This window comes from Paraburkholderia sp. C35 (genome assembly GCF_003121405.1).
Taxonomy (GTDB): domain Bacteria; phylum Pseudomonadota; class Gammaproteobacteria; order Burkholderiales; family Burkholderiaceae; genus Paraburkholderia.
Window position 1 is genome coordinate 13,219 of the sequence record NZ_QBUY01000022.1, and the last position, 23,192, is coordinate 36,410.

Sequence of the window (23,192 nt, forward strand, 5' to 3'; positions counted from 1 at the left end):
ACACGCAGGCATAAAGGCAGCGCATGAAGATTCATATTCAAGGCGGCACGCTGATCGATCCGGTAGCGGGCACCGAGCAGCAACAGGACGTGTTCATCGCGGCGGGCAAGATCGTCGCGCTCGGCAACGCGCCCGCTGATTTCAACGCGGCGCGCACCATCGATGCGAACGGCCTCTACGTGGCGCCCGGTTTCGTCGATCTGTCGGCTCGGCTGCGTGAACCCGGCTACGAGCACAAAGCGACGCTCGAATCGGAAATGGCCGCGGCGCTCGCGGGCGGTGTGACGACACTCGTTTGTCCGCCCGACACCGATCCCGTGCTCGATGAGCCGGGCCTCGTCGAGATGCTCAAGTTCCGCGCGCGCAATCTGAACCGTGCGCATGTGTATCCGCTCGGCGCGCTGACGGTCGGCCTGAAAGGGCAGGTGATCACCGAAATGGTCGAGTTGACGGAATCGGGGTGTATCGGCTTTTCGCAAGCCGACAATCCGATCGTCGATACGCAGGTTCTGCTGCGCGCATTGCAATACGCGAACACGTATGGCTTTACCGTGTGGCTACGTCCGTTGGACGCGTATCTTGCGAAGGGTGGTGTTGCGGCGAGTGGTCCTTTGGCATCGCGGCTTGGTCTGTCGGGCGTGCCTGTTTCGGCGGAAACGATCGCGCTTCATACCATCTTCGAACTCGTGCGCGTGACGGGTGCGCGCGTGCATCTGTCGCATATCTCGTCGGCGGCGGGTGTCGAGTTGATGCGTGCGGCGAAAGCGGAAGGTCTGCCCGTCACTTGCGATGTCACGATCAATCACGTGCATCTGATCGACATCGATATCGGTTACTTCGACGCGAAGTTCCGCCTCGATCCGCCGCTGCGTTCGCAGCGCGACCGGGAAGTGATCCGTGCGGGTTTGCTGGACGGCACGATCGATGCAATCTGCTCGGACCACACACCTGTCGATGACGACGAAAAGCTGCTGCCATTCGCCGAAGCGACGCCAGGCGCGACGGGCCTCGAACTGCTGCTGTCGCTGACGATCAAGTGGGCCGATGAAGCACGCGTTCCGCTGGCGAAAGCGCTGAACCGCATCACGGCGGCGCCTGCCAGCGTGTTGAAGCTGCCTGTTGGACGCATCGAAACGGGCGCAACGGCGGACCTCTGCGTGTTCGACCGCAACGGACACTGGCGCGTCGAGCCGCGTGCATTGAAGAGTCAGGGGCACAACACGCCGTTCCTCGGCTACGAACTGCCGGCGCGCGTGCGTGCGACGGTCGTGTCGGGGCAGGTCGCGTTCGAGCAGCGTTGAGCGCTGCGCATCGGTTGAGATCGGCAAGTTAAGCGGAAGATTTGCAACATGAAGCTCGCGGTTCGCAAGGTTCGTCTGGTCATGCATCTGCTGTACGGCATGTGGGTCATCTGGACGCGGTTTTCGCGCGTCAGCGCGCAGCAGCGTCTGGAACTGAACCGCGCATGGTCGGTGCGCATGCTGCAGTTGTGCGGGATGCGTCTTGTCGTGCATAACGACGGCGCACGGCTTGACGAAGGCGCGCTGGTCGTCGCGAATCACATTTCGTGGATCGATATTTACGTGCTGAATGCGTGGCGTCCGACGCCGTTCGTGTCGAAGGCCGAGATCCGCAAGTGGCCGGTGGTTGGCTGGCTGGCGGAGCAGCTTGGCACGGTGTTTATCCAGCGCGAGAAGCGCAGTGACGCGAAGCGCATCATGCATGAGCTTGCTAACCGGTTGAACGCGGGCGAACTGATGTGCGTGTTTCCGGAAGGGACAACGTCGGACGGTCTTCAGTTGCTGCCGTTTCACTCGAACATGTTTCAGGCGGCGGTATCGGCTTCGCGTCCGGTGCAGCCCGTGTGCATGATGTATGAGGATGCGCAGGGCCGTCAGTCGACAGCGCCTGCGTATATCGGTGACCTGACGCTTGGGCAATCGCTCGATGCGTTGCTCCGTGGAGGTCCGCTGACGGCGCACGTGTATGTCGGTGCGCCGCTCGCCCCGGGCGCGGACAGGCGTTTGCTGGCGGCAGAGGCGCAAGCTTCCGTTGCTGCTGCGCTTGCCGCTTTGCAAGACCCGGAGGCGCGTCGTTCTGGTCAGATCGCTGACCGTACGCAGCAGTTCATCGACGCTGCCGCGAGTAATCCGCAAGAACCGCTCACCGGATCAGACGCCGATCTGACGCGCCACGCGTAGCGCGTCGTGTCACTCAGTTGCTCAGTGCACGTCGGCGCGGCAACCTTCGCATTCCACCTGAGTGATCGTGCGTTCGGCAGGCGACTGCGCCAGCCGGACGGCCGACAACTGCTCGCCCCATACGCAGCCTGAATCGAGACCGATCAGGTTATCGCGAACGGTCAGACCGAGCGCGGCCCAGTGCCCGAAGACGACCGTAATGTCGGCCGTCTTGCGCCCCGGTACATCGAACCACGGCATGAAACCCGACGGCGCGGAAGCAATGCCGCCGCTCGACGAAAAATCCATCGTGCCGTCCGCGTTGCAGAAGCGCATGCGTGTCAGCGCCGTGCAGGTCAGGCGCAAGCGGTCGATCCCCTTCAGGCTCGGCTTCCAGCGATTCGGCTCGTTACCGTACAGGCCGGCCAGCGTCTCTTTCCACTTCGGCGCACGCAACGCGCGCTGCAGTTCGTCGGCCAGTTCCAGCGTCAGATCGACGTCCCATTGCGGCAGCACGCCGGCGTGCACGAGCAGCATGCCGTTTTCGTAGTGGGCCAGCGGGCGATGACGGATCCAGTGCAGCAGATCTTCAGCGTCAGGCGCCGCGAGGATTTCATCGATCGTGTCGCCTTTCTTCGATTTGCGGATTCCCGCCGACACCGACAGCAGATGCAGATCGTGATTTCCCAGCACTGGCACCGCTCGCTCGCCGAACGCGATGATGTCGCGCAGCGTCGCGAGCGATTCACCGCCTCGGTTGATCAGGTCGCCCGCGAACCAGAGCGGCGCGTCGGCGGGCGGCGCAGCCTTCGCGAGAAGTTGCTGGAACTGGGTGCGGCAGCCCTGCAGATCGCCGAAAGCGAGGGGAGCGGAAGGGATGGAAACGGTCATCGGCAAGAAGTGGTGGTCCGAAGGGTACGGCGGCGGACGCGTCTGGTTGCACCGCCGGTTGCCCGTAAAGGGATTCGAAGCTGCATTGCACAACGCGACATGATAGCGCGCGAACTGTTACCAGGTTCGACGTCGGCCGCGAGTTGAGCGAAAGCGCGACGAAAGAAGCGTGCAAGGATGCCCGTACAGGTGCCGCCACGTCGACGATCCCACCGCAAGCGCGGAATTATTTTGATTTTTTTCGGATTTTTGCGCGAATTTCTCACCGCCAAACTAGCCTCCCACGAGCGTCCGGAATGAACGGGGTCGATTTATTCGTCAGATATGATCGCCCGCCGCCGGCGCACCGCGCAGTCACAGGCACTCATCAGGGAGGAAAGGGTTTGCGGCATCCGTCTAAGCCGATCATCCATCGCGTTCTCATCACGGGAGCGAGCGGCTTCACTGGCGCCTACGTGCGCGAGGAACTCGCCGATGCGGGCTACGAGGTCATTGGCACGACGGCCGGAGAGCCGCAGCCAGGTGAACGGGCACTCGACATCACGTCGCTGCCGGATTGCCGCCGCCTGATCGGCGAACTGAAGCCGGAATTCATCGTCCATCTGGCGGCCATCAGCTTCGTCGCGCATGACGATCCGTTGGAAATGTACAACGTCAACGTGATCGGTACGACGAATCTGCTGCAAGCCTGCGTCGATGTCGGTCACGAGCCGCGCAAGATCCTGATTGCGAGCAGCGCGAACATCTATGGCAACGCGGAAGGGGTAGTCGACGAGGACGTGCCCGCCGCGCCCGTCAATCACTACGCGGCGAGCAAACTGGCGATGGAACATCTGGTGCGGACATGGTTCGACCGGCTTCCTATCGTTGTCACACGGCCTTTCAACTACACGGGGCGCGGTCAATCCGAGCGGTTCTTAGTCCCGAAAATCGTTTCCCATTTTGTCCGTCGACGGCCCTTTATCGAATTGGGCAATATCAACGTTGCACGCGATTTTTCTGATGTGCGTATGGTGTCGCGGGCTTATCGCGCGCTGCTTGAAGCGCCCGTTGCAAGCGAAACACTCAATGTCTGCAGCGGCAGTCCGCGCACCCTGACAGATATTCTCGATATCGTCCGCGAGGCTTCCGGCCACGATCTGGAAATTCGCGTAAATCCCGCCTTCGTCCGTCAAAATGAAGTCAAGGTGCTGGTTGGTTCGGCTAAAAGGCTGAATCGCGTGGTGCCTGACATGCCCGCCATCGAGCTCGAAGACACCATCGGCTGGATGCTATCTCTGGCCTGATTTACAAACTGTCTCAGTTTGTTAGTGCGCTGGAGTTTCTCTTCGACACCTTTATAATGGCCGGTTATGAACCCACGTGCGCCCGTGTGACGCCCGGTCAGCTTTGCCGGCGGTTTCGGCCGGTCAGGCAATAATTGCCAGATCGCTGCCGTCTCGGTACGCGGTCCACTCGGCTAAAGAAAATCTCAAGAAGGAATCCCATGATCCTGGTAACGGGCGGTGCCGGCTTTATCGGCGCCAATTTCGTGCTTGAATGGTTGAATGCCTCCGATGAGCCAGTCCTGAATCTGGACAAGCTCACCTATGCCGGCAATCTGGGCACGTTGAAGTCTCAACAGGACAATCCTCGCCATGTGTTCGTGCGCGCCGACATCTGCGATCGCGCCGCGCTCGACACACTCTTTGCCGAACACAAGCCGCGCGCGGTGTTGCATTTCGCCGCCGAAAGCCACGTCGACCGCTCGATTCACGGTCCCGCCGATTTCGTGCAGACCAATGTGGTCGGCACGTTCACCTTGCTCGAAGCAACAAGATCGTACTGGAACACGCTAAACGATGCTGACAAAGCAGCATTCCGTTTCCTGCATGTCTCCACGGACGAAGTGTTCGGCTCGCTGTCGGCAACCGATCCGCAATTCTCCGAAACCACGCCTTACGCACCGAACAGCCCGTATTCGGCGACCAAGGCGGGTTCTGATCATCTCGTGCGCGCGTATCACCACACGTACGGTCTGCCCGTGTTGACGACCAACTGCTCGAACAACTACGGCCCTTACCAGTTCCCCGAAAAGCTCATCCCGCTGATGATCGCCAATGCGCTCGCGGGCAAGCCTTTGCCGGTTTATGGCGACGGTCAGAATGTGCGTGACTGGCTGTATGTCGGCGATCACTGCAGCGCGATCCGCGAAGTGCTCGCGCGCGGCGTGCCGGGCGAGACATACAACGTCGGTGGCTGGAACGAGAAGAAGAATCTCGAAGTCGTGCACACGCTGTGCGACCTGCTCGACGAAAAGCGCGCGAAGCCGCAAGGCTCCTACCGCGATCAGATCACTTATGTGACCGACCGTCCGGGCCACGACCGCCGTTACGCGATCGATGCGCGCAAGCTCGAGCGCGAGCTTGGCTGGAAGCCGGCTGAAACCTTCGAAACGGGTCTCGCGAAAACAGTCCAGTGGTATCTCGACAACCAGCAATGGGTCGATGAAGTCGCTTCGGGCGAGTACCGCAAGTGGGTCGAAACGAACTACGCGCAACGCGCGTAAGGGCGGCAACCATGGCGCGCAAGGGCATTATTCTCGCGGGCGGTTCGGGCACGCGGCTCTATCCGATCACGCACGTCGTATCGAAGCAGCTGCTTCCCGTGTACGACAAGCCGATGATCTACTACCCGCTGTCGACGCTGATGATCTCGGGCATCCGCGACGTGCTGGTCATCTCCACGCCGCAGGACACGCCGCGCTTCGAGACCATGCTCGGCGACGGCAGCCAGTGGGGCATGAATATCCAGTACGCGGTGCAGCCGTCGCCCGATGGCCTGGCGCAGGCGTTCATCATTGGCAAGGAATTCGTCGGCAACGATCCGTCGGCGCTGATTCTCGGCGACAACATCTTCTACGGTCACGACCTCGTCAAGCAGCTCGAGCGTGCCGATGCGCGCACGGACGGCGCGACGGTCTTCGCCTATCACGTGCAGGATCCGGAGCGTTACGGCGTGGTCGAGTTCGACAAGGACTTCCGCGCGCTGTCGATCGAAGAAAAGCCCGCGCAGCCGCGTTCGAACTACGCGGTCACAGGCCTGTACTTCTACGACAATCAAGTTTGCGATATTGCTGCCGATATCAAACCTTCGGCGCGCGGCGAGCTCGAGATCACGGATGTGAACTCGCGCTATCTGTCGCAGAAAAAGCTGGACGTCGAAATCATGGGCCGCGGCTTCGCGTGGCTCGACACGGGCACGCATGATTCGCTGATCGAGGCGGCTACTTTCATCGCCACGCTGCAGAAGCGGCAGGGGCTGGTGGTGGCGTGTCCGGAAGAGATCGCGTATCGCCGCCGCTGGATCGACGACGAGCAACTGGCGAAGCTGGCCAAGCCGCTCGCCAAGAATGCCTACGGCCAATATTTGCTGAATCTCTTGAAGGACCAAGTTGCATGGCCATCACGGTAACCGCCACGGCGCTTCCTGAAGTCAAGATTATCGAGCCGAAGGTGTTCGGCGATGCGCGTGGCTTCTTCTACGAAAGCTTCAACGCGCGTGAGTTCGCGGAACAGGTGGATGGCAATGCACTGTTCGTGCAGGACAACCATTCGCGCTCCGTGAAGGGCGTGTTGCGTGGCCTGCATTATCAGATCGAGCATGCTCAGGGCAAGCTCGTGCGCGTTGTCGAGGGCGAAGTGTTCGACGTTGCCGTCGATCTTCGCAAGAGCTCGCCGAACTTCGGCAAATGGGTCGGCGTGGTGCTGTCCGCGGAGAATCAGCGGCAGTTGTGGGTGCCACCGGGCTTTGCGCATGGCTTCTGCGTGACCTCGGATAGCGCCGACTTCCTCTACAAGACAACCGATTACTGGTTCCCCGAACACGCACGCAGCCTGCTGTGGCACGATCCTGCGCTGGGCATCGAATGGCCTGTCGACGGCGCGCCTCAGGTCGCAGCGAAAGATGCGGCCGGGCGTCCGTTGAGTGAAGCCGAGGTGTACGCGTGAAAATTCTGTTGACGGGTCGAAACGGGCAGGTCGGCTGGGAGTTGCGCCGCGCGCTGTCGCCGCTCGGCGAGGTGATCGCGTGCGATCGCGAACGCGCCGATCTCGCGAAACCCGAAACGCTGGCGCAGCTCGTCGCGGACGTGCAGCCGCATGTCATCGTGAATGCTGCGGCTTACACAGCTGTCGATAACGCCGAGACGGACGAAGCACTCGCGCAGCGTGTGAACGGCGAATCGGTCGGCGTGCTGGCCGAAGCCGCGCGCAAGCATGGCGCGCTGTTCCTGCACTATTCGACGGACTACGTGTTCGACGGCACGGCGCGCACGCCGTACCTCGAAGACGCTGCCGTCTCGCCGCTGAATGCATATGGCCGCACCAAGCTCGCGGGCGAACAGGCAATCGAGGCAGCTGGCGGCGACTGGCTCACGTTCCGTACTACGTGGGTGTACGCGACGCGTGGCCGCAATTTCCTGCGCACGATGCTGCGGCTGGCAGCCGAGCGCGAGACGCTGCGCGTGGTCGCCGATCAGATCGGCACGCCGACACCGGCGCGCATGATCGCCGATCTCACCGCGCATGTCGTGGCACAGGCGCAGCGCGAGCGCGCCGCAGGGCAATTCAAGTCGGGCATCTATCACATGACGGCAGCGAGCGAGACTTCGTGGCATGGCTTTGCCAGCGCGATCATCGACGCGGCGCGCGCGTCGGAGAAGGTGCCTGTCAAGACAACGAGTGTCGAGCCGATCCCGTCGGATGCCTATCCGACGCCTGCGCGCCGGCCTCAGTATTCGGTGCTGGACAACGGCGCGTTCGATCGGCGTTTCGGTTTGACGCGGGCCAGCTGGCAAGCCGGTCTCGCGCTGGCACTCGACGATCTCTTCACGCTTTAATCTGGCGTCACATTCGAATATGGCAACCCAATTGGGAACAACGAAACGGCATGCGCATCCGCTCGCGGTCGTTTATTCGCTCGTCGATAACTGGCCGCTGATCGTGCAGTTCGTCAAGCGCGAAGTGGCGGGCCGCTACAAGGGCTCGTTCCTCGGTCTGTTCTGGTCGTTCATCACGCCGCTCCTGATGCTCAGCATCTACACGTTCGTGTTCGGCTTCGTGTTCAAGTCGCGCTGGCGCGCGGAATCGACTTCGCATATCGAGTTCGCGGTGGTGATGTTCGTGGGCGTGCTGTCCCATAACCTCATTTCCGAGTGTCTGACGCGCGCGCCGATGCTCGTGGTCGGCAACCCGAACTATGTGAAGAAGGTGGTGTTTCCGCTGGAGACGCTGCCGTGGATCGCCATCGGTACCGCGCTGTTTCACATGCTGGTCGCGTTCCTGATTCTGCTGGTCGCGATTTTCGCGTGGCAAGGCCACATTCCATGGACGGTCGTGTTCGTGCCTGTGATTCTGGTGCCGTTCGTCGTGATGATCGCGGGGCTGGTGTGGTTCCTGGCATCGTTTGGCGTGTTCATGCGCGACCTTGGTCAGGTGATGGGCATCGTGTCGTCGCTGCTGATGTTCATGGCGCCGGTGTTCTATCCGTTGAGCTCGGTGCCGCCGAAGCTGCAGGCCGTGATCATGCTCAATCCGCTGACCTTCGTCATCGATCAGTTCCGGACGGTTGCAATCTGGGGCGGTCAGCTTAACTGGCTGGGCCTGCTGGTGTATTCGGTTGTCGCGTACGTGATCGCGTCGCTGGGCCTGTTGTGGTTCCAGAAAACTCGCAAGGGATTCGCCGATGTGCTCTGACAGCGTCAAGCAAACCGCTGTCGAGGTACATGGCCTCGGCAAGCGTTATGAGATCTACGCAGCGCCGCAAGACCGTCTCAAGCAGATGGTCTTGCCGCGCCTTTCGCGGCTGCTCGGCCGTCAGCCGAAAGAGTATTTTCGCGAGTTCTGGGCGCTGCGGGATGTGAACCTGCACGTCGATATTGGCGAAACGGTGGCGATCCTCGGGCAGAACGGCTCGGGTAAGTCGACGCTTTTGCAACTGGTGTGCGGGACGCTGTCGCCCACACAAGGCGAAGTGCAGCGGCGCGGGCGTATTGCTGCGTTGCGCGAACTGGGTGCGGGCTTCAACCCGGAGTTCACGGGCGAAGAAAACGTCTACCTCAGCGGGATGCTTTACGGGCTCACGGAAGCGCAACTGAAGGAGCGCTACAAGTCGATTATCGAATTCGCCGAGATCGGCGATTTCGTGTCGCAGCCGGTGAAGACGTATTCGAGCGGGATGTATGTGCGTCTCGCGTTTGCGATTGCCGCGCACGTCGATGCCGATGTGCTGGTGGTCGATGAAGCGTTGTCGGTTGGCGATGTGCGGTTTACGCAGAAGTGCTTGCGGTTTTTGCGCGAGTTTCAGAAGACGGGCACCTTGTTGTTCGTGAGTCACGACGTGGGTGCGGTGACGAGTCTGTGCTCGCGTGCCTTGTGGCTGGATCGCGGGTCGGTGCGGCTGGATGGGCCGGCTAAAGAAGTGGTCGAGGCGTATCTGGCGGAACAGCATGTGCTCGATCGCAAGGCGCAAGGTGTGACGGTGACGGCGGCGAAGGCGGAGCGGGCGCGGGCGAAGATGGTCGCGGCTGACGTGATCGATCCGCGTCTCGAACAACTGCGCGCGGCGAATCAGATTCGCGTGTTCGAGTTCGATCCCGATGCGCATGCCGGCGAGTTTGGTGCGGGCGGTGCAAAGATCGTCGACGTGTCGCTTCTCGATGACAGCGGCAACAAGACTCAACTGCTGCAAGGCGGCGAACTGGTCACGCTCGAACTGAAGATCGAAGTGAACAGCGCGTTGCCTGGGCTGATTTTCGGCTTCTATCTGAAAGCCCGTCTGGGTCAGCGTCTGTTCGGCGACAACACGCACCTTGCGTACGAAGACGTATTGGACGGCGAGCCGGATGACGTGTTCCGCGCTTCGTTCCAGTTCCGTATGCCGATTCTGCCTGTGGGCGCGTATTCGATCGACGCTGCCGTGGCGTCGGGTACGCAGGAAGATCATACGCAGCAGCACTGGGTTCACGATGCGCTGCAATTCCGCACCGTCGATAGCACGATGCGGCACGGTCTGGTCGGCATTCCCATGCTGCGGATCGGTGTAGAAAAAGAGAGGTCAATGGTCTGATGGAATTCACGGGTGAACGCTACATACCGACCGAAGCCGGTGACATGCGGTACGAACATTGGCATCGGTACGGCTGGGCCGCGCAGGCGCTGAAGGGTCTGAAGGTTCTGGATATCGCGTGCGGCGAAGGCTACGGCTCGAACATTCTGTCGAAGTACGCTGCATCGGTCACGGGCGTCGACATTTCCGACGAAGCCGTCGCACCCGCGACGGGCCGTTACGGACACGTTTCGAACCTGTCGTTCGTGCAGGGTAGCGCCGCGGACATTCCGCTGCCTGACGCGACGTTCGACGCCGTAGTGTCGTTCGAGACACTCGAGCATCTGACGCTGCACGAAGAAATGCTGTCGGAGATTCACCGCGTTCTGAAGCCGGGCGGATTTCTGATTCTGTCGTCGCCGAACAAGAAGGTCTACTCCGACGACCGTAACTTCCACAACGAATTCCACGTCAAGGAACTGTATTTCGACGAACTGGATGCGCTCGTCAAGCGGCATTTCGCGTCCGTCAAATACTACGGCCAGCGCATTGCGACCAGTTCGATCATCCTGCCTACCGAGGGATCAGACTCGACCTATTCGGCACTCACGCTCGAAGGCGATATCGTCGATGTCCGTACGCCCCAACTCGATGGGGTGATGTACTTCCTCGCGGTGTGTTTCAAGGAAGGCGGTGCGTTGCCGCAACTGCATTCGTCCGTGTTCTTCGAACAGGGCAGCGATCTCTACGCGCGCCAGGGTGAAGTCATTGCCTGGGCAACGCGGCAGACCGTCGAAATCGAAGCCCGTGACGAGCTCATCCGTAAGCAGCAAGCCGAGTTCGAAGAGCGCACGCAGTGGGCGCTTTCGCTCGATGCCGAGTTGCAGAGTCTGAAGCAGTCGATGACCAGCCGCGTGCCCGGTCAGGTTCACGCTATTCTCAACCGCCGATACGAAGGCATGCGCCACGAACTGGACGAGCTCCAGGAAGCCATCGGCGTATTGCAGGCGGAAATGATCGCCATTCATACGTCGACGTCCTGGCGCATCACCCGTCCGTTGCGCGCTGCCGTTCGAATCGCGCGCGGCGACATCGGACCGTATGTCGGACCGCTGCGTCCGTATGCGAAGCGCTGGGGCTACGCCGCTTATCGTGCCATGCCGTTCAGCCCGCGCGTCAAGGCGCGGATGGCAGAGATGGTGTTCCGCGTGGCCGGTCCGCTGTTCGAAGGCGTGGTCTATTACGAAACGTGGAAGCGCAAGGGTAAGCCCTTGCCGCAGATCCTCGGACGCGGCACGGTGCCGCTCGAGAAAGCCGACAGCGTCATCGCCGGCCTGCGACTGCCCGAGGTCGATAACCCGCGCGTGTCCGTCGTTATTCCGACGTACGGCAACCTGCCGCACACGCTGTCATGCGTACGCTCGATCGTCGATCATATGCCGGGTGTGCCGATCGAAGTGATCGTCGCTGAAGACGTGTCGGGCGATCCGAATATCCTGCGCATGAAGGAGATTCCGGGCCTTCGTTTCATCGAAAATCCGAAGAATCTTGGCTTCGTGCGCTGCTGCAACTATGCGGCGTCGCATGCGCGTGGTGAATACGTCTACTTCCTGAACAACGACACGGAAGTCACGCCGGGCTGGCTCGACACCATGCTCGCCGTGTTCGACACGCGTAAAGACTGCGGCATGGTCGGCTCGAAACTCGTGTACCCGGACGGACGCCTGCAGGAAGCCGGCGGCATTCTGTGGAAGGACGCTTCGGCGTGGAACTACGGCCGCCTGGATGATGCATCGAAGAGCCGATACAACTACGTGCGCGAAACCGACTATGCGTCGGGCGCATCGCTGCTGATCAAGCGTGACTTCTTCAACCAGCTGGGCGGCTTCGACGAACTCTACGTGCCCGCGTATTGCGAAGACTCGGATCTGGCCTTCAAGGTCCGCCAGGCAGGCAAGAAGCTGTACTACCAGCCGGCATCCGTCATCGTCCACTACGAAGGTATTTCGAACGGCACTGACACGGCTTCGGGCGTGAAGGCCTATCAGGTCGAGAACCAGAAGAAATTCCACGAGCGTTGGCGCAGCGTACTGGAGTCGCAACACTTCGATAACGGCACGAATGTCGTGGCTGCGTCGGAGCGTTCGGCTGGCAAGCAAACCGTGCTGATCGTCGATCACTACGTGCCGCAACCCGACCGCGATGCGGGTTCGCGCTCGGTGGTGTGCTTCATCCGCGTGTTGCTGGAGATGGGCCTGAACGTGAAGTTCTGGCCGCAGAACCTCTGGTACGACGAGGCCTACGTGCGTCCCTTGCAGCAGATGGGCGTCGAAGTGTTCTACGGCGCCGAGTTCCTCGATGGTTTCGACGACTGGCTGGAAAAGACCGATCTCAAGCTCGATTACGTGCTGCTGAACCGTCCGCATGTGAGCGAATCGTTCATCAAGCCGCTGCGCAAGTTCCGGCCGAATGCCAAGCTGCTGTACTACGGCCACGATCTTCATTTTGCGCGTCTGCAAAAAGAGTTCGAAGTGTCCGGCAACCAGAAGCTGTTGCGTCAGGCTGAAACGGAGCGATCGAGAGAACTGTCCGTCTGGAACGCCGTCGACGTCGTGTATTACCCGTCGCAAGCGGAGACCGACACTGTGCTGCACATGGCGCCGAAGATCAACGCACGCACGTTGCCGCCGTATTTCTTCGAACGCCGTCCGACGATGGACGTGGCCGGGAGCCTTGGCGAACGCAAGCACATCATTTTCGTTGCAGGCTTTGGCCATCCGCCGAATGTGGATGCAGCGAAGTGGCTGGTCAGCGAAATCCTGCCGCGCATCAGGACGGCCGTGCCGAACGTTCATCTGATGCTGGTCGGCTCGAACCCGACCGACGAAGTGAAGGCGCTCGCTGGCCCCGCTGTCAACGTGACGGGCTATGTCAGCGACGAGCGTCTTGCAGAGCTTTACGATCTCGCGCGCGTGGCGATCGTGCCGCTGCGCTTCGGCGCCGGTGTGAAGAACAAGGTGGTGGAAGCGATGAACTTCGGCACCCCGCTAGTGACAACATCCGTTGGCGTGCAGGGCATGCCCGGCCTCGACGCGTTCCTGCCGATCTCAGACGATCCCGCCGTGCTGGCCGATTACGTGATCGACCTGCTGCGCAACGACGAGCGCTGGTTCGCCGTGTCGGACGCCGGGCGCGACTACGTGGCGGCCAACTTCTCGAGCGACGCGATTCGCGCCGTCTTCGCACACGACATGGACATCAAGGTTGGATCAACACATGGCTAATACCTACACACCCGGCACGGTGCGCGCACGCGCTCCGCTGCTCCTCGGCCTGGCTGGCGGCGGTACGGACGTGTCGCCGTACTCGGTCGACTTTGGCGGTCTCGTGCTGAACGCGACGATCGACAAGTTTGCGTACGCGACCATCACGCCGCGCGACGACGATTCGATCGAACTCGTCGCTGCCGACAATTCGATTCAATGGTCGGGCGCTTCGACCTCGAAGCTCGATCTCGTCAAGGGTCTCGAGTTGCACGTTGGCGTCTACAACCGCATCGTGCGTGACTACAACGAGGGCCGTCCGCTTGCCGTGACGGTCACGACGCACTCGGAAGCGCCGCCGGGATCGGGCCTGGGTTCTTCATCGACGATGGTCGTCGCGCTCGTGCACGCGTTCGCCGAATATCTGCAGATTCCGCTGGGCGAGTACGACATCGCGCATCTGGCGTATGACATCGAACGTGTCGATCTCGCTTTCGCGGGTGGCAAGCAGGATCAGTACGCCGCTGCGTTCGGCGGCTTCAATTTCATGGAGTTCTACGGCGATCGCGTGATCGTGAATCCGCTGCGTATCAAGCAGTCGATTCGTGCCGAGCTCGAGTCGTCGCTGGTGCTGTTCTACACCGGTGTGTCGCGCGAATCCGCGAAGATCATCCAGCAGCAGACCGATAGCGTGAAAAGCGGCAACAACACGTCTCTCGACGCGCTGCATCGCGTCAAGCAGGAAGCGACGCGCATGAAGGAAGCGGTGCTCAAGGGCGATTTCGCGAGCTTTGCGGAGTCGATGCGGCTCTCGTGGGCGTCGAAGAAACTGATGGCGACGAGCATCAGCAATTCGAGCATCGATGCGATCTATGACGCAGCGATTGCGGCAGGCGCGCTGGCGGGCAAAGTGTCCGGTGCGGGCGGTGGCGGCTTCATGATGTTCGTCGTCGATCCGACGAAACGCCCGAACGTGATTCGCGCGCTCGAAGCATTCAATGGCCAGGTCTTTACCTGCAATTTCACAGAGCACGGTGCGTATTCCTGGAGAACGCAATGAAGGACACCATCCGCAAGGAGATCTCGAAAGCGATCGATCTCTTCACCGCGATCCATGCAGACGACGCATTGCTCGACAAGGTCGCGGGTTTCGCGCAGACCATCGTCGACGCGCTGAACGCGGGCAACAAGGTGCTGATCGCCGGTAACGGCGGCAGCGCTGCCGACGCCCAGCATATCGCGGGCGAATTCGTGAGCCGCTTCAACTACGACCGTCCGGGCCTGCCGGCGTTTGCGCTGACAACCGATACGTCGGTGATGACGGCGATCGGCAATGACTACGGCTACGAAAAGCTGTTCTCGCGCCAGGTGCAGGCTGTCGGCAAGAAGGGCGACATCTTCTGGGGCATTTCGACTTCAGGCAAGTCGCCGAACGTGCTGGCCGCGATGGAGGAAGCACGCAAGAACGGGCTGTACGTGGCCGGCTTCACGGGTGCGAACGCCAACCTGATGGGCGAACTGGCTGACGTGTGCATTGAAGTGCCGTCGCGCGAGACGCCGAAGGTCCAGGAAGGGCATATCCTGCTCGGACATATCGTCTGCGCACTCGTTGAATCCAGCATTTTCCCGCGCGCATGATTCCCGCAATCGTTCTGGCTGGCGGTCTTGGCACGCGACTGCGCTCGGTCGTGCCCGACCTTCCCAAGCCGATGGCAGAAGTGGCAGGTAAGCCGTTTCTCTGGTGGGTGCTGCGGCGTCTGGAGCAGCAGGGCATTGGTGACGTTTATCTGTCGGTTGGCTACAAGCGTGAAGTGATCGAAGGGTACTTTGGCGCGAAGTTCGGTGCGCTGAATGTGCACTATGTCGTCGAAGACGAGCCGCTCGGCACGGGTGGCGCGATTGCGAAGGCGTTCGAAGCGATCAGTGGCGATGAGGCATTCGTGCTCAATGGCGACACGATGACGATCGTCGAGTTTGCTGAACTCGCTTCGGCTGCGGCATCGGCTGATGTCGATCTGTCGATGGCTGTTGCAAAGCTCGATGATGTCGCGCGCTACGGTGCGGTGGATTTCGACACGACGCCGATGCGTCGCGTGACGGCGTTTCGCGAGAAAGGGCAGACGGGCGCGGGCTTTATCAATGCAGGCGTGTATGTGGTCAAGCGTGAGGCTTTGAAGCGCTATCCGCTGCCGGAGAAGTTTTCGTTCGAACAGGATTTACTGCATGCGCATCTGGCTGAACTGCGCGTGAGTGCGGTGCCGGCTGTGAGTCAACTGATCGATATCGGTGTGCCGGACGATTACGCGCTTGCGCAGACGCTTGTTCCGAAGATGGTGGCCTGACGATGGGCGAGAAGAAACGCGCACTGTTCCTCGATCGCGATGGGGTGATCAATGTCGATATTGGTTATCTGCATCGCAAGGAAGATTGTGTTTTCTTGCCGGGGATTTTTGAGTTGGTGCGGCGTGCGCGGCGTGCGGGCTTTGATGTGTTTGTCGTGACGAATCAGGCGGGGATTGCTCGGGGGTATTACACCGAGGAGACGTTTGCCGGGTTTACGGAATGGATGCTGGAGCAGTTTGCGCAAGAAGGCGCGCCGATCACGCAGGTGTATTACTGTCCGCATCATCCGGATGCGGGAATCGGCAGCTACAAGATTGCGTGTGAATGCAGGAAGCCTCAGCCGGGGATGCTGCTCAAGGCGGCACGGGAGCATGATGTCGATCTTTCGGCGTCTGTGATGGTTGGGGATTCCTTGACTGATATGCAGGCGGCGAGGGCGGCCGGCGTAAAGCATCGGTTTCTTTTGGGCGGAGAAACTAAGGCTTCGGGTCACGATGGCTACATGTCGATCAATGAATTGAGCGAAGTGGCGACCCTTCTTCACTGGCTGTAAAGATCGACAGTGATTGTCACGGAAATCCTCGTCACATGACGCGTCAAGATTTCCGTACAACACACATTCAACCGAACGGCTGGGCGCATGGCACGATGCTCGCGTCAGCACGTTGCGAGTTGCATCGTTTTTGCTATGTGAAATTCCATGACTATTGGGTTGCCACGAGGTGCATTGTGTCGGCGGAGAGTTGTTAAAATGTGTGCTTATAATGGCGCGCGCTTTAAATTTCGCGTGATTGGCAGCCCATAAGCGCGTCAGCGTGCACATCACATTCTGCGTGAAACGAAATATCGGTGTCGCTTTGGGTGCTTCCCATTGCAACGGATGCAGTGTGGAACAGAGGAGGAGCAGTCAAATGAAAGCGGTCATTCTCGCGGGTGGTCTTGGTACCCGAATCTCGGAGGAAACGCATCTGCGTCCAAAACCGATGATTGAGATCGCGGGAAAGCCGATTCTGTGGCACATCATGAAGATCTACTCGCATTATGGGATTAACGATTTCGTGATCTGCTGTGGATACAAGGGCTACATCATCAAAGAGTACTTCGCCAACTATTTTTTGCATATGTCGGATATCACGTTTGACATGGCAAATAATCGAATGGATGTACATCAGCAGCACGCCGAACCGTGGCGTGTCACTCTTGTAGATACGGGCGAAGACACGATGACAGGTGGGCGCCTTAAGCGAGTTGCTCCTTATATCCGTGGCGAAGATGCTTTCTGCTTCACGTATGGTGATGGCGTGAGCGACGTCGATATTTCTGCGTTGGTTGCGTTTCATCACGAGCAAAAGACGCTCGCAACGTTGACGGCGACGTATCCACCGGGTCGTTTCGGCGCACTGGACATTCACGCCGATCATCGAGTGATGACGTTTCAGGAAAAGCCGAAAGGCGATGGCGGTATGATCAACGGTGGGTTCTTTGTACTTTCTCCAAAGGTCCTCGACCTTTTGGCCGACGATGCCACTGTATGGGAGCGTGAGCCTCTCGAAACGCTTGCAAAGCAGGGCCAATTATCCGCTTTTCAACATCATGGATTCTGGCAACCCATGGATACGTTGCGCGACAAGACGTTTCTTGAAGATTTGTGGCGTACGGGCGAGGCACCATGGAAGGTATGGCAAAAATGAATGCGCATTGGTGGCGCGGTAAGCGCGTCCTAATAACGGGACACACTGGTTTCAAAGGAACGTGGCTGTCGCTGTGGTTGCGATCACTCGGAGCGGATGTTACGGGTTTTGCGCTTTCCCCGTCCACACAACCCAGTCTGTTCGAACTCGCGCGGGCCGCCGATGGGATTCGTTCTGAGATCGGAGATATCCGTGATCCATCTGTAGTCGCGACCCTCATGGCGGATGCTCAACCGGAAATCGTCTTCCATTTGGCGGCGCAGCCATTGGTGCGATACTCGTACGAGCATCCAATTGAGACATACCACACGAACGTGCTCGGCACCGTGCATTTGCTCGACGCGGTGCGGCGCGTTTCGAGTGTCCGCGCCGTTGTGAATGTTACGAGCGACAAGTGTTATGAAAACCGCGAGTGGGTCTGGGGTTATCGGGAACAAGATCCGATGGGCGGGTTCGATCCGTACAGCAATAGCAAGGGGTGTGCGGAGCTTGTTACCTCTGCATTCCGCAATTCGTATTTTCCAGCCGGCGACTATTCTGAGCATCGTTGCGCAATCGCATCTGCGCGAGCCGGGAACGTGATTGGCGGAGGCGATTGGGCGGAGGGGCGGCTAATACCGGATATTCTTCGCGCGATTGCTGCAGGTGAGCCGGTTCAGGTTCGCTCACCAAGGGCAATTCGGCCGTGGCAACATGTTCTTGAACCGTTGTCCGGCTACCTATTGCTTGCGGAGCGCCTTCACGATGAAGGCGCTGCCTATGCGGAGGGCTGGAACTTCGGTCCGTCCGATACAGATGTCCGTACTGTGGAGTGGATCGTGGAGCGAATGACCCGCCGCTGGGGTGATGGGGCAGGCTGGATCATCGATGAGGGAGATCATCCGCACGAAGCAGCTCACTTAAAATTGGACTCGTCGAAGGCGCGACAAGTGCTTGGATGGACGCCGCGATGGTCGCTGGACGAAACGATCCATCGCATAGTCGACTGGCATCGTGCTTGGGTCGATGGTGGAGATATGCGAGCATGCACAATCTCGCAGATTGAGGATTACATGCGCCACGTCTGATAATCGGGCGTGCATTTGGACAATACGGAAATTATAGATATGAGCAAGTTTAATTTCGTTATGGTATCCGCTGGCTTTGAGCACGGCGGCAACGTTACCCACCGTCACTTGGACGGTCATTCCCAGCTGTTGGTATATCCGTTCGAATCACAACTGGGAAATCGCAATTTCAACGATTTTCTGGCGTCAGTGGAGCGTGTGCAATATCGCTATCCAGAATTTCCTGAGGGATTGTCCGCGATCGAGCTCTATGAGCAAATGATCGATGAGGAAATGAAGACGTTCCTGCGCAAAAAGAACGGTTCGAAATTTAAGGACGCGGACCTGGTGCTTAATGAGGCCGATCGTATCGCTGACTTCCAAAAGTTGCTCGGCGACGCTCCTTTCACGCGTCGACAAGTTATTGAAGCTTTTTTCCGCTCCACGTTTTCCGCATGGAAGAATTACTATACGAAGCCTGAGGGCGACATGACCTATGTCGGCTATTCGCCTGCGATTGGGATCGATGCGGATCGGATCGTGCGTGATTTCCCCGATGCGAAGATCATGCATATTGTGCGCAATCCGTTCTCTGCGTACCGCGACACGAAGCGTCGTCCGTTTCCGCAGTCACTGAGCAAATACCTCATTACTTGGAATATCTACCATTCAACGGTAGAGATGTACGCACGCATGCACCCGCGTAACGTGAAGATCTTCCGATATGAGGATCTCGTTGGAAACAAGGAGGCGTTTATGCATGACGTCGCTGAGTTTATCGGTGTTGGCTTTGAGAAATCGATGCTGTATCCGAGCTGGAACGGAGTCGAGATCAAGGACAACATCGCCCCTTGGGGTACTGTGCTCAAGAGCACTGTAGACTATAACGAAGAGATCATTAACGAGTTGAGCGACGCAGAAAAAGCACAAATCGTTCAAGGCACGACTGCACTTGCGCGGCACTTTAAGTATGACCAAGTGCCTTATCTCGCGCAGTTTTATCGTGCTGAGTAAGCTTAGGCATTTCGCTCGCAGTGATTCGAGCGATCTGGAGAGTCTTAGGGCGCTCGTCGATGTGCGGCCAGCTCTGCACATGCTAGGAGCGCCCGATGCTTCATTCGTCGCTGTTAGCGGTGGCACGCTAGGCGTCGGATTTATCGCACCGGTGGATGGTCGTAAGCGATTTCTTAAGTCTTACGCGTCTGCAAGCAGTAAGGCGGATCTTGAGAAAGAAATTCGCATTTTGTCTCACCTCTATGGTGAGATGTTGGCGATCCAACGTCTTGAAGTGGCGGAGAGTGCCGCTTCTTCCCGCGTATGGCTTGTCATGGACGCGCTTAATCCTAGGGATAAACCTTTAACGCCGGATAAAGTGTTCGCTCTTATTCGGCAGTTTCGGTCTCGGCTTTCGTCTTTTTCGGTCGAGTCACTCGAGACCGCAGATACGCTTGGCACGCTGATCGACGACGCAATCCTGAGACTTTCCGACTTGGCCTCGGCGGGCGAAATTAGTCAGCCGATGTTTGACGATTTGCATGCGCGCTTGGCGTATCTCGCACGCGAATGGCAGAGATTCCCTACTGCGGTCGCCCACGGTGACCTAGGGCCTCGCAACATCATGGTCGGTGAAGATAACCTGGTTGTGATCGACTGGGAGGATGCATTCCTTGGGGTCGAAGGTTACGACTATTTGTATTGGCTTACATTCTTTGAGAATCGTTCTTACTACGGCAAAGAAATTCTCGGGCAAACGTCTTTGGGTGTAGACGCCGAAATGGCGTTATTGGTGATGATTCTTGTGCTCAAGAGCGATCTATCGCGCCGTGCGAATGGTTTGATCGGAAATCTGCTAACGGTTGAGCAGCGAATCGGTGAAGTGCTCGCGCTCGCGTGAAGTTCAGAAAGGATTGCAGTCGATGCAGATTAGTCACAACGATCTCAATGAAGTACTCGTGGCGGCAGAGAATGATCTTCGCGCCTTGAAAGGCGCACGTGTGTTCCTTACTGGAGGAACCGGCTATATCGGGCATTGGCTGTTGAATAGCCTGCTCCATGCCGATGCCGCATTGGATTTGCGCTTGGCCGTAACCGTACTTTCGCGCAATCCTAAGAGTTTCGCCGAACAGTGTCCACTATTAGCGGATCATGATTCAGTGCAAATGGTCGAAGGAGACATTCGGACTTTCTCTGCACCCCTTGGACAGTACACTCATGTGATTCATGGCGCGACAGACGTGATCGCCCAGCAAGCTCCCATCGAGACATTCGATGTAACAGTTGCAGGTACGCGCAAAGTGCTTGAGTTTGCAAGAAGTCGCGGCGCGCAAAAAGTCTTGATCATGAGTTCGGGTGCCGTTTATGGCCGAATTCCTCGGACTATCGATAGGATACCCGAGGATTGCGTAGGATCGCTCTCTTCGGAAACGCCGGCGTCGGCTTACGGAATTGGAAAACTAGCGTCTGAATGGTTAGGCACGGTCTTCAGCGAGCCAGGAGTAATGTCGTGCTCATCGGCGCGGATCTTTGCGCAAATTGGTCCCAAATTGGCGCTGGACAAACAATTTGCCGCTGGCAATTTTCTACTCAACGCGCTACGTGACGAGCCATTCGTTATTAAGGGAGACGGCACGCCGCGACGGTCATACATGTATGCGACGGACCTCGTAGCTTGGCTTCTTGCAATTCTCATAAGGGGTCACGCGGGTCGTGCCTACAATGTTGGCTCCGATCACGGTGTTTCGATTCGTGAGTTGGCCGAGGCGATAGCTCGCGAAACGGGGCAATCTTCAGACAGGATTCAGGTGCTTGGCCAAGCCGCCCTAGGCGCCGCGCCTGATCGCTACGTTCCGGATATTAGTAGGGCTGCAAACGAGCTCGCCGCGCGGATTAGTGTGCCGCTCGACGAAGCGATTCGGAGAACATACAACTGGTATCGTTCTCATCAACGTTGATGTCATTCTTTGTCATGGATACTGCTTCTTTTGCGAACGCCGTGCGCTTGCGAGCGCTCGAGTTGTGCCATCTTAAACGAACCTCTCATATTGGAGGCGCGTTTTCCGTAGCCGATATCCTCGCGGTGCTTTACAACGAAGTTCTTGAGGTCGATCCCGCAACAACGCAATCTCCCACGCGCGACAGATTGTTTTACAGCAAAGGACACGCGTGTACTGCGTTGTACGCATCTTTGGAGTTGCGCGGTTTCTTTGATGCGGAAGATTTGACGCAAGGGTTCACTGCTGATGGCAGCTATTTCACGTCACACGTCAATCACCGAGTGCCTGGCATTGAGCTGTCCACCGGTAGCCTCGGTCATGCATTAGGCGTTGCTTGTGGGACTGCACTGGCAGGATTACGTAGGCGATTGCCCTATACCGTATTCACTATCGTGAGCGACGGCGAACTAGACGAAGGTTCAAACTGGGAAGCGATCTTGTTTGCTGCCCACCAGAAACTCGACAACGTGGTCGTAGTTGTCGACTACAACAAGATCCAAAGTTTCGGATCGGTGGCGGACGTGATGAATCTTGAGCCGCTAGCCGACAAATTTCGCGCATTCAACTGGGCTGTGGAAGAAGTGGACGGCCACAGTATCGAAGACTTGTCGACCACCTTGCTAAATGCAAAAACGGAACGTGCAGGAAAGCCCAAATGCGTGATTGCTCACACGATCAAAGGCAAGGGTGTGAGCTTCATGGAAGAAAGTCTTGCGTGGCACTATCGCTCACCGAGCCAGACCGACTACGAGAATGCTCGTATTGAGCTGGGAGCGAAGTAATGCGAAATACATTCATCAATACCTTGAGCTCCCTTGCTGCCACGCACGAGGACGTGTTTTTACTGTGTGGAGATCTGGGTTATTCAGTTCTAGAACCGTTCGCCCAAGCATTTCCCGATCGTTTTCTAAACGTTGGGGTCGCCGAACAGAACATGACGCAGGTCGCTGCAGGATTAGCGCGAGAAGGTTATAACGTCTTCACCTATTCCATCGGTAACTTCCCGACGCTTCGATGCATGGAGCAGATCCGATACGACGTGTGCTATCACGAGGCGAGCGTAAAAGTTATCGCCGTTGGAGCAGGATACGCGTACGGGCCGCAGGGTGTATCACACCACACAACCGAAGACATAGCGATGTTGCGGGCCATCCCGAACATGACGGTTTGTGCTCCTGCCGATCCTGTCGAAGCTCGAGCTGCCGCAGAGTTCATGGTTCGACATCGAGGCCCCGGATACGTGCGGATCAACAAGGCCGGAGAGCCAACGGTGCACGTCACAGATACGCCCCTTGTACTCACGCCAGGCGAGTTTATCCAAGTGCGTCCTGGACGAGACACCGCAGTGCTGGTCACTGGTGCGCTTCTCGGAAACATATTGAAAGAGGTGCGAGATAGCGATCGGGATTACGCTGTCTATAGTGTGCCGTTCATCGGTCGGTATTCGCGTGATGCACTGGCGGCGCTGGCGGAGAAGTTCGACACGGTGATCACGGTCGAAGAGCACCAATTGAACGGCGGGTTCGGCAGCTCTGTTGTCGAGGCATTGAGTGACCTCTACAGTATGGGCGGAATTGCGCATATGCCTAAGGTGCGGCGTATCGGGATTGACAATCGTTTTATTGGCGTTTCCGGGAGCCAAGAGTATCTCCGTTCGCAGGCTCGATTGACGCTTGGTGCGCTTGAGTCGCAGGAGTGA

Annotated in this window: 22 protein-coding genes; 21 read left to right on the plus strand and 1 reads right to left on the minus strand. The window is 58.5% G+C overall.

Going from position 1 to position 23,192, the window contains the following annotated elements; translation table 11 throughout:
• Positions 1-23 precede the first annotated feature (23 nt).
• Complete coding sequence (locus tag DK391_RS15845) at positions 24-1,301, plus strand: dihydroorotase (protein WP_109478922.1); 1,278 nt, start codon at positions 24-26, stop codon at positions 1,299-1,301.
• A 48-nt stretch (positions 1,302-1,349) separates the two neighbouring features.
• Positions 1,350-2,201 (plus strand): lysophospholipid acyltransferase family protein, encoded by an 852-nt coding sequence (locus DK391_RS15850; protein ID WP_109478923.1) that lies wholly within the window; start codon positions 1,350-1,352, stop codon positions 2,199-2,201.
• A 21-nt stretch (positions 2,202-2,222) separates the two neighbouring features.
• Here the strand turns inward: DK391_RS15850 and DK391_RS15855 are convergent, their stop codons facing one another.
• The gene (locus DK391_RS15855; protein WP_109478924.1) at positions 2,223-3,071 is read right to left on the minus strand and encodes a symmetrical bis(5'-nucleosyl)-tetraphosphatase; all 849 of its coding nucleotides are present in this window, start codon (positions 3,069-3,071) and stop codon (positions 2,223-2,225) included.
• 383 nt (positions 3,072-3,454) lie between these two features.
• Between DK391_RS15855 and DK391_RS15860 the strand changes: the two genes are divergently transcribed.
• The 19 genes from DK391_RS15860 (at position 3,455) to DK391_RS15950 (ending at position 23,192) form a co-directional block, all read left to right on the plus strand.
• Entirely contained in the window at positions 3,455-4,357 is a 903-nt protein-coding gene (locus DK391_RS15860; RefSeq protein ID WP_109478982.1) for an NAD-dependent epimerase/dehydratase family protein, read from the plus strand.
• Positions 4,358-4,557: 200 nt separating this feature from the next.
• Entirely contained in the window at positions 4,558-5,619 is a 1,062-nt protein-coding gene (rfbB, locus tag DK391_RS15865) for a dTDP-glucose 4,6-dehydratase (protein WP_109478925.1), read from the plus strand.
• A gap of 11 nt (positions 5,620-5,630) precedes the next feature.
• Complete coding sequence (rfbA, locus tag DK391_RS15870; RefSeq protein WP_109478926.1) at positions 5,631-6,524, plus strand: glucose-1-phosphate thymidylyltransferase RfbA; 894 nt, start codon at positions 5,631-5,633, stop codon at positions 6,522-6,524.
• Positions 6,509-7,060 (plus strand): dTDP-4-dehydrorhamnose 3,5-epimerase, encoded by a 552-nt coding sequence (rfbC, locus tag DK391_RS15875; protein WP_109478927.1) that lies wholly within the window; start codon positions 6,509-6,511, stop codon positions 7,058-7,060. The genes rfbA and rfbC overlap by 16 nt, the downstream gene beginning before the upstream one ends.
• The gene (rfbD, locus tag DK391_RS15880) at positions 7,057-7,950 is read left to right on the plus strand and encodes a dTDP-4-dehydrorhamnose reductase (RefSeq protein WP_109478928.1); all 894 of its coding nucleotides are present in this window, start codon (positions 7,057-7,059) and stop codon (positions 7,948-7,950) included. Before rfbC ends, rfbD begins: the two co-directional genes overlap by 4 nt.
• 31 nt (positions 7,951-7,981) lie before the next feature.
• A complete protein-coding gene (locus tag DK391_RS15885) occupies positions 7,982-8,806 on the plus strand; it encodes an ABC transporter permease (RefSeq protein WP_239482845.1) in 825 nt (274 codons plus the stop codon).
• Complete coding sequence (locus DK391_RS15890; protein WP_109478930.1) at positions 8,796-10,178, plus strand: ABC transporter ATP-binding protein; 1,383 nt, start codon at positions 8,796-8,798, stop codon at positions 10,176-10,178. The genes DK391_RS15885 and DK391_RS15890 overlap by 11 nt, the downstream gene beginning before the upstream one ends.
• The gene (locus DK391_RS15895) at positions 10,178-13,441 is read left to right on the plus strand and encodes a methyltransferase domain-containing protein (RefSeq protein WP_109478931.1); all 3,264 of its coding nucleotides are present in this window, start codon (positions 10,178-10,180) and stop codon (positions 13,439-13,441) included. Before DK391_RS15890 ends, DK391_RS15895 begins: the two co-directional genes overlap by 1 nt.
• Positions 13,434-14,480, plus strand: coding sequence for a dehydrogenase (locus tag DK391_RS15900; RefSeq protein WP_109478932.1), 1,047 nt, complete (start codon positions 13,434-13,436; stop codon positions 14,478-14,480). The genes DK391_RS15895 and DK391_RS15900 overlap by 8 nt, the downstream gene beginning before the upstream one ends.
• On the plus strand, positions 14,477-15,058 hold the full coding sequence (locus DK391_RS15905) for a D-sedoheptulose 7-phosphate isomerase (protein ID WP_109478933.1): 582 nt from the start codon (positions 14,477-14,479) through the stop codon (positions 15,056-15,058). The genes DK391_RS15900 and DK391_RS15905 overlap by 4 nt, the downstream gene beginning before the upstream one ends.
• Complete coding sequence (locus DK391_RS15910) at positions 15,055-15,762, plus strand: nucleotidyltransferase family protein (protein WP_109478934.1); 708 nt, start codon at positions 15,055-15,057, stop codon at positions 15,760-15,762. The genes DK391_RS15905 and DK391_RS15910 overlap by 4 nt, the downstream gene beginning before the upstream one ends.
• 2 nt (positions 15,763-15,764) lie before the next feature.
• The gene (gene gmhB / locus DK391_RS15915) at positions 15,765-16,316 is read left to right on the plus strand and encodes a D-glycero-beta-D-manno-heptose 1,7-bisphosphate 7-phosphatase (RefSeq protein WP_109478935.1); all 552 of its coding nucleotides are present in this window, start codon (positions 15,765-15,767) and stop codon (positions 16,314-16,316) included.
• Between the two features lie 358 nt (positions 16,317-16,674).
• A complete protein-coding gene (gene rfbF / locus DK391_RS15920) occupies positions 16,675-17,454 on the plus strand; it encodes a glucose-1-phosphate cytidylyltransferase (RefSeq protein ID WP_109478936.1) in 780 nt (259 codons plus the stop codon).
• Complete coding sequence (gene rfbG, locus DK391_RS15925) at positions 17,433-18,521, plus strand: CDP-glucose 4,6-dehydratase (RefSeq protein WP_109478937.1); 1,089 nt, start codon at positions 17,433-17,435, stop codon at positions 18,519-18,521. The genes rfbF and rfbG overlap by 22 nt, the downstream gene beginning before the upstream one ends.
• Before the next feature lie 39 nt (positions 18,522-18,560).
• Positions 18,561-19,514 (plus strand): sulfotransferase, encoded by a 954-nt coding sequence (locus DK391_RS15930; RefSeq protein WP_109478938.1) that lies wholly within the window; start codon positions 18,561-18,563, stop codon positions 19,512-19,514.
• On the plus strand, positions 19,504-20,394 hold the full coding sequence (locus DK391_RS15935) for an aminoglycoside phosphotransferase family protein (protein ID WP_162600814.1): 891 nt from the start codon (positions 19,504-19,506) through the stop codon (positions 20,392-20,394). Before DK391_RS15930 ends, DK391_RS15935 begins: the two co-directional genes overlap by 11 nt.
• A 22-nt stretch (positions 20,395-20,416) precedes the next feature.
• Complete coding sequence (locus DK391_RS15940; RefSeq protein WP_109478940.1) at positions 20,417-21,451, plus strand: NAD(P)-dependent oxidoreductase; 1,035 nt, start codon at positions 20,417-20,419, stop codon at positions 21,449-21,451.
• Positions 21,452-21,465: 14 nt separating this feature from the next.
• A complete protein-coding gene (locus tag DK391_RS15945; protein WP_109478983.1) occupies positions 21,466-22,275 on the plus strand; it encodes a transketolase in 810 nt (269 codons plus the stop codon).
• Positions 22,275-23,192, plus strand: a complete 918-nt coding sequence (locus tag DK391_RS15950) for a transketolase C-terminal domain-containing protein (RefSeq protein ID WP_109478941.1) — start codon at positions 22,275-22,277, stop codon at positions 23,190-23,192. Before DK391_RS15945 ends, DK391_RS15950 begins: the two co-directional genes overlap by 1 nt.

What these genes read in the sequence shown, in the direction of transcription:
- DK391_RS15845 (WP_109478922.1), top strand. Translation starts at nt 24, where the DNA reads ATGAAGATTCATATTCAAGGCGGCACGCTGATCGATCCGGTAGCGGGC.
- DK391_RS15850 (WP_109478923.1), top strand. Translation starts at nt 1,350, where the DNA reads ATGAAGCTCGCGGTTCGCAAGGTTCGTCTGGTCATGCATCTGCTGTAC.
- DK391_RS15855 (WP_109478924.1), bottom strand. Translation starts at nt 3,071, where the DNA reads ATGACCGTTTCCATCCCTTCCGCTCCCCTCGCTTTCGGCGATCTGCAG.
- rfbB (WP_109478925.1), top strand. Translation starts at nt 4,558, where the DNA reads ATGATCCTGGTAACGGGCGGTGCCGGCTTTATCGGCGCCAATTTCGTG.
- rfbA (WP_109478926.1), top strand. Translation starts at nt 5,631, where the DNA reads ATGGCGCGCAAGGGCATTATTCTCGCGGGCGGTTCGGGCACGCGGCTC.
- rfbC (WP_109478927.1), top strand. Translation starts at nt 6,509, where the DNA reads ATGGCCATCACGGTAACCGCCACGGCGCTTCCTGAAGTCAAGATTATC.
- DK391_RS15890 (WP_109478930.1), top strand. Translation starts at nt 8,796, where the DNA reads ATGTGCTCTGACAGCGTCAAGCAAACCGCTGTCGAGGTACATGGCCTC.
- DK391_RS15895 (WP_109478931.1), top strand. Translation starts at nt 10,178, where the DNA reads ATGGAATTCACGGGTGAACGCTACATACCGACCGAAGCCGGTGACATG.
- DK391_RS15900 (WP_109478932.1), top strand. Translation starts at nt 13,434, where the DNA reads ATGGCTAATACCTACACACCCGGCACGGTGCGCGCACGCGCTCCGCTG.
- DK391_RS15905 (WP_109478933.1), top strand. Translation starts at nt 14,477, where the DNA reads ATGAAGGACACCATCCGCAAGGAGATCTCGAAAGCGATCGATCTCTTC.
- DK391_RS15910 (WP_109478934.1), top strand. Translation starts at nt 15,055, where the DNA reads ATGATTCCCGCAATCGTTCTGGCTGGCGGTCTTGGCACGCGACTGCGC.
- gmhB (WP_109478935.1), top strand. Translation starts at nt 15,765, where the DNA reads ATGGGCGAGAAGAAACGCGCACTGTTCCTCGATCGCGATGGGGTGATC.
- rfbF (WP_109478936.1), top strand. Translation starts at nt 16,675, where the DNA reads ATGAAAGCGGTCATTCTCGCGGGTGGTCTTGGTACCCGAATCTCGGAG.
- rfbG (WP_109478937.1), top strand. Translation starts at nt 17,433, where the DNA reads ATGGAAGGTATGGCAAAAATGAATGCGCATTGGTGGCGCGGTAAGCGC.
- DK391_RS15930 (WP_109478938.1), top strand. Translation starts at nt 18,561, where the DNA reads ATGAGCAAGTTTAATTTCGTTATGGTATCCGCTGGCTTTGAGCACGGC.
- DK391_RS15940 (WP_109478940.1), top strand. Translation starts at nt 20,417, where the DNA reads ATGCAGATTAGTCACAACGATCTCAATGAAGTACTCGTGGCGGCAGAG.
- DK391_RS15945 (WP_109478983.1), top strand. Translation starts at nt 21,466, where the DNA reads ATGGATACTGCTTCTTTTGCGAACGCCGTGCGCTTGCGAGCGCTCGAG.
- DK391_RS15950 (WP_109478941.1), top strand. Translation starts at nt 22,275, where the DNA reads ATGCGAAATACATTCATCAATACCTTGAGCTCCCTTGCTGCCACGCAC.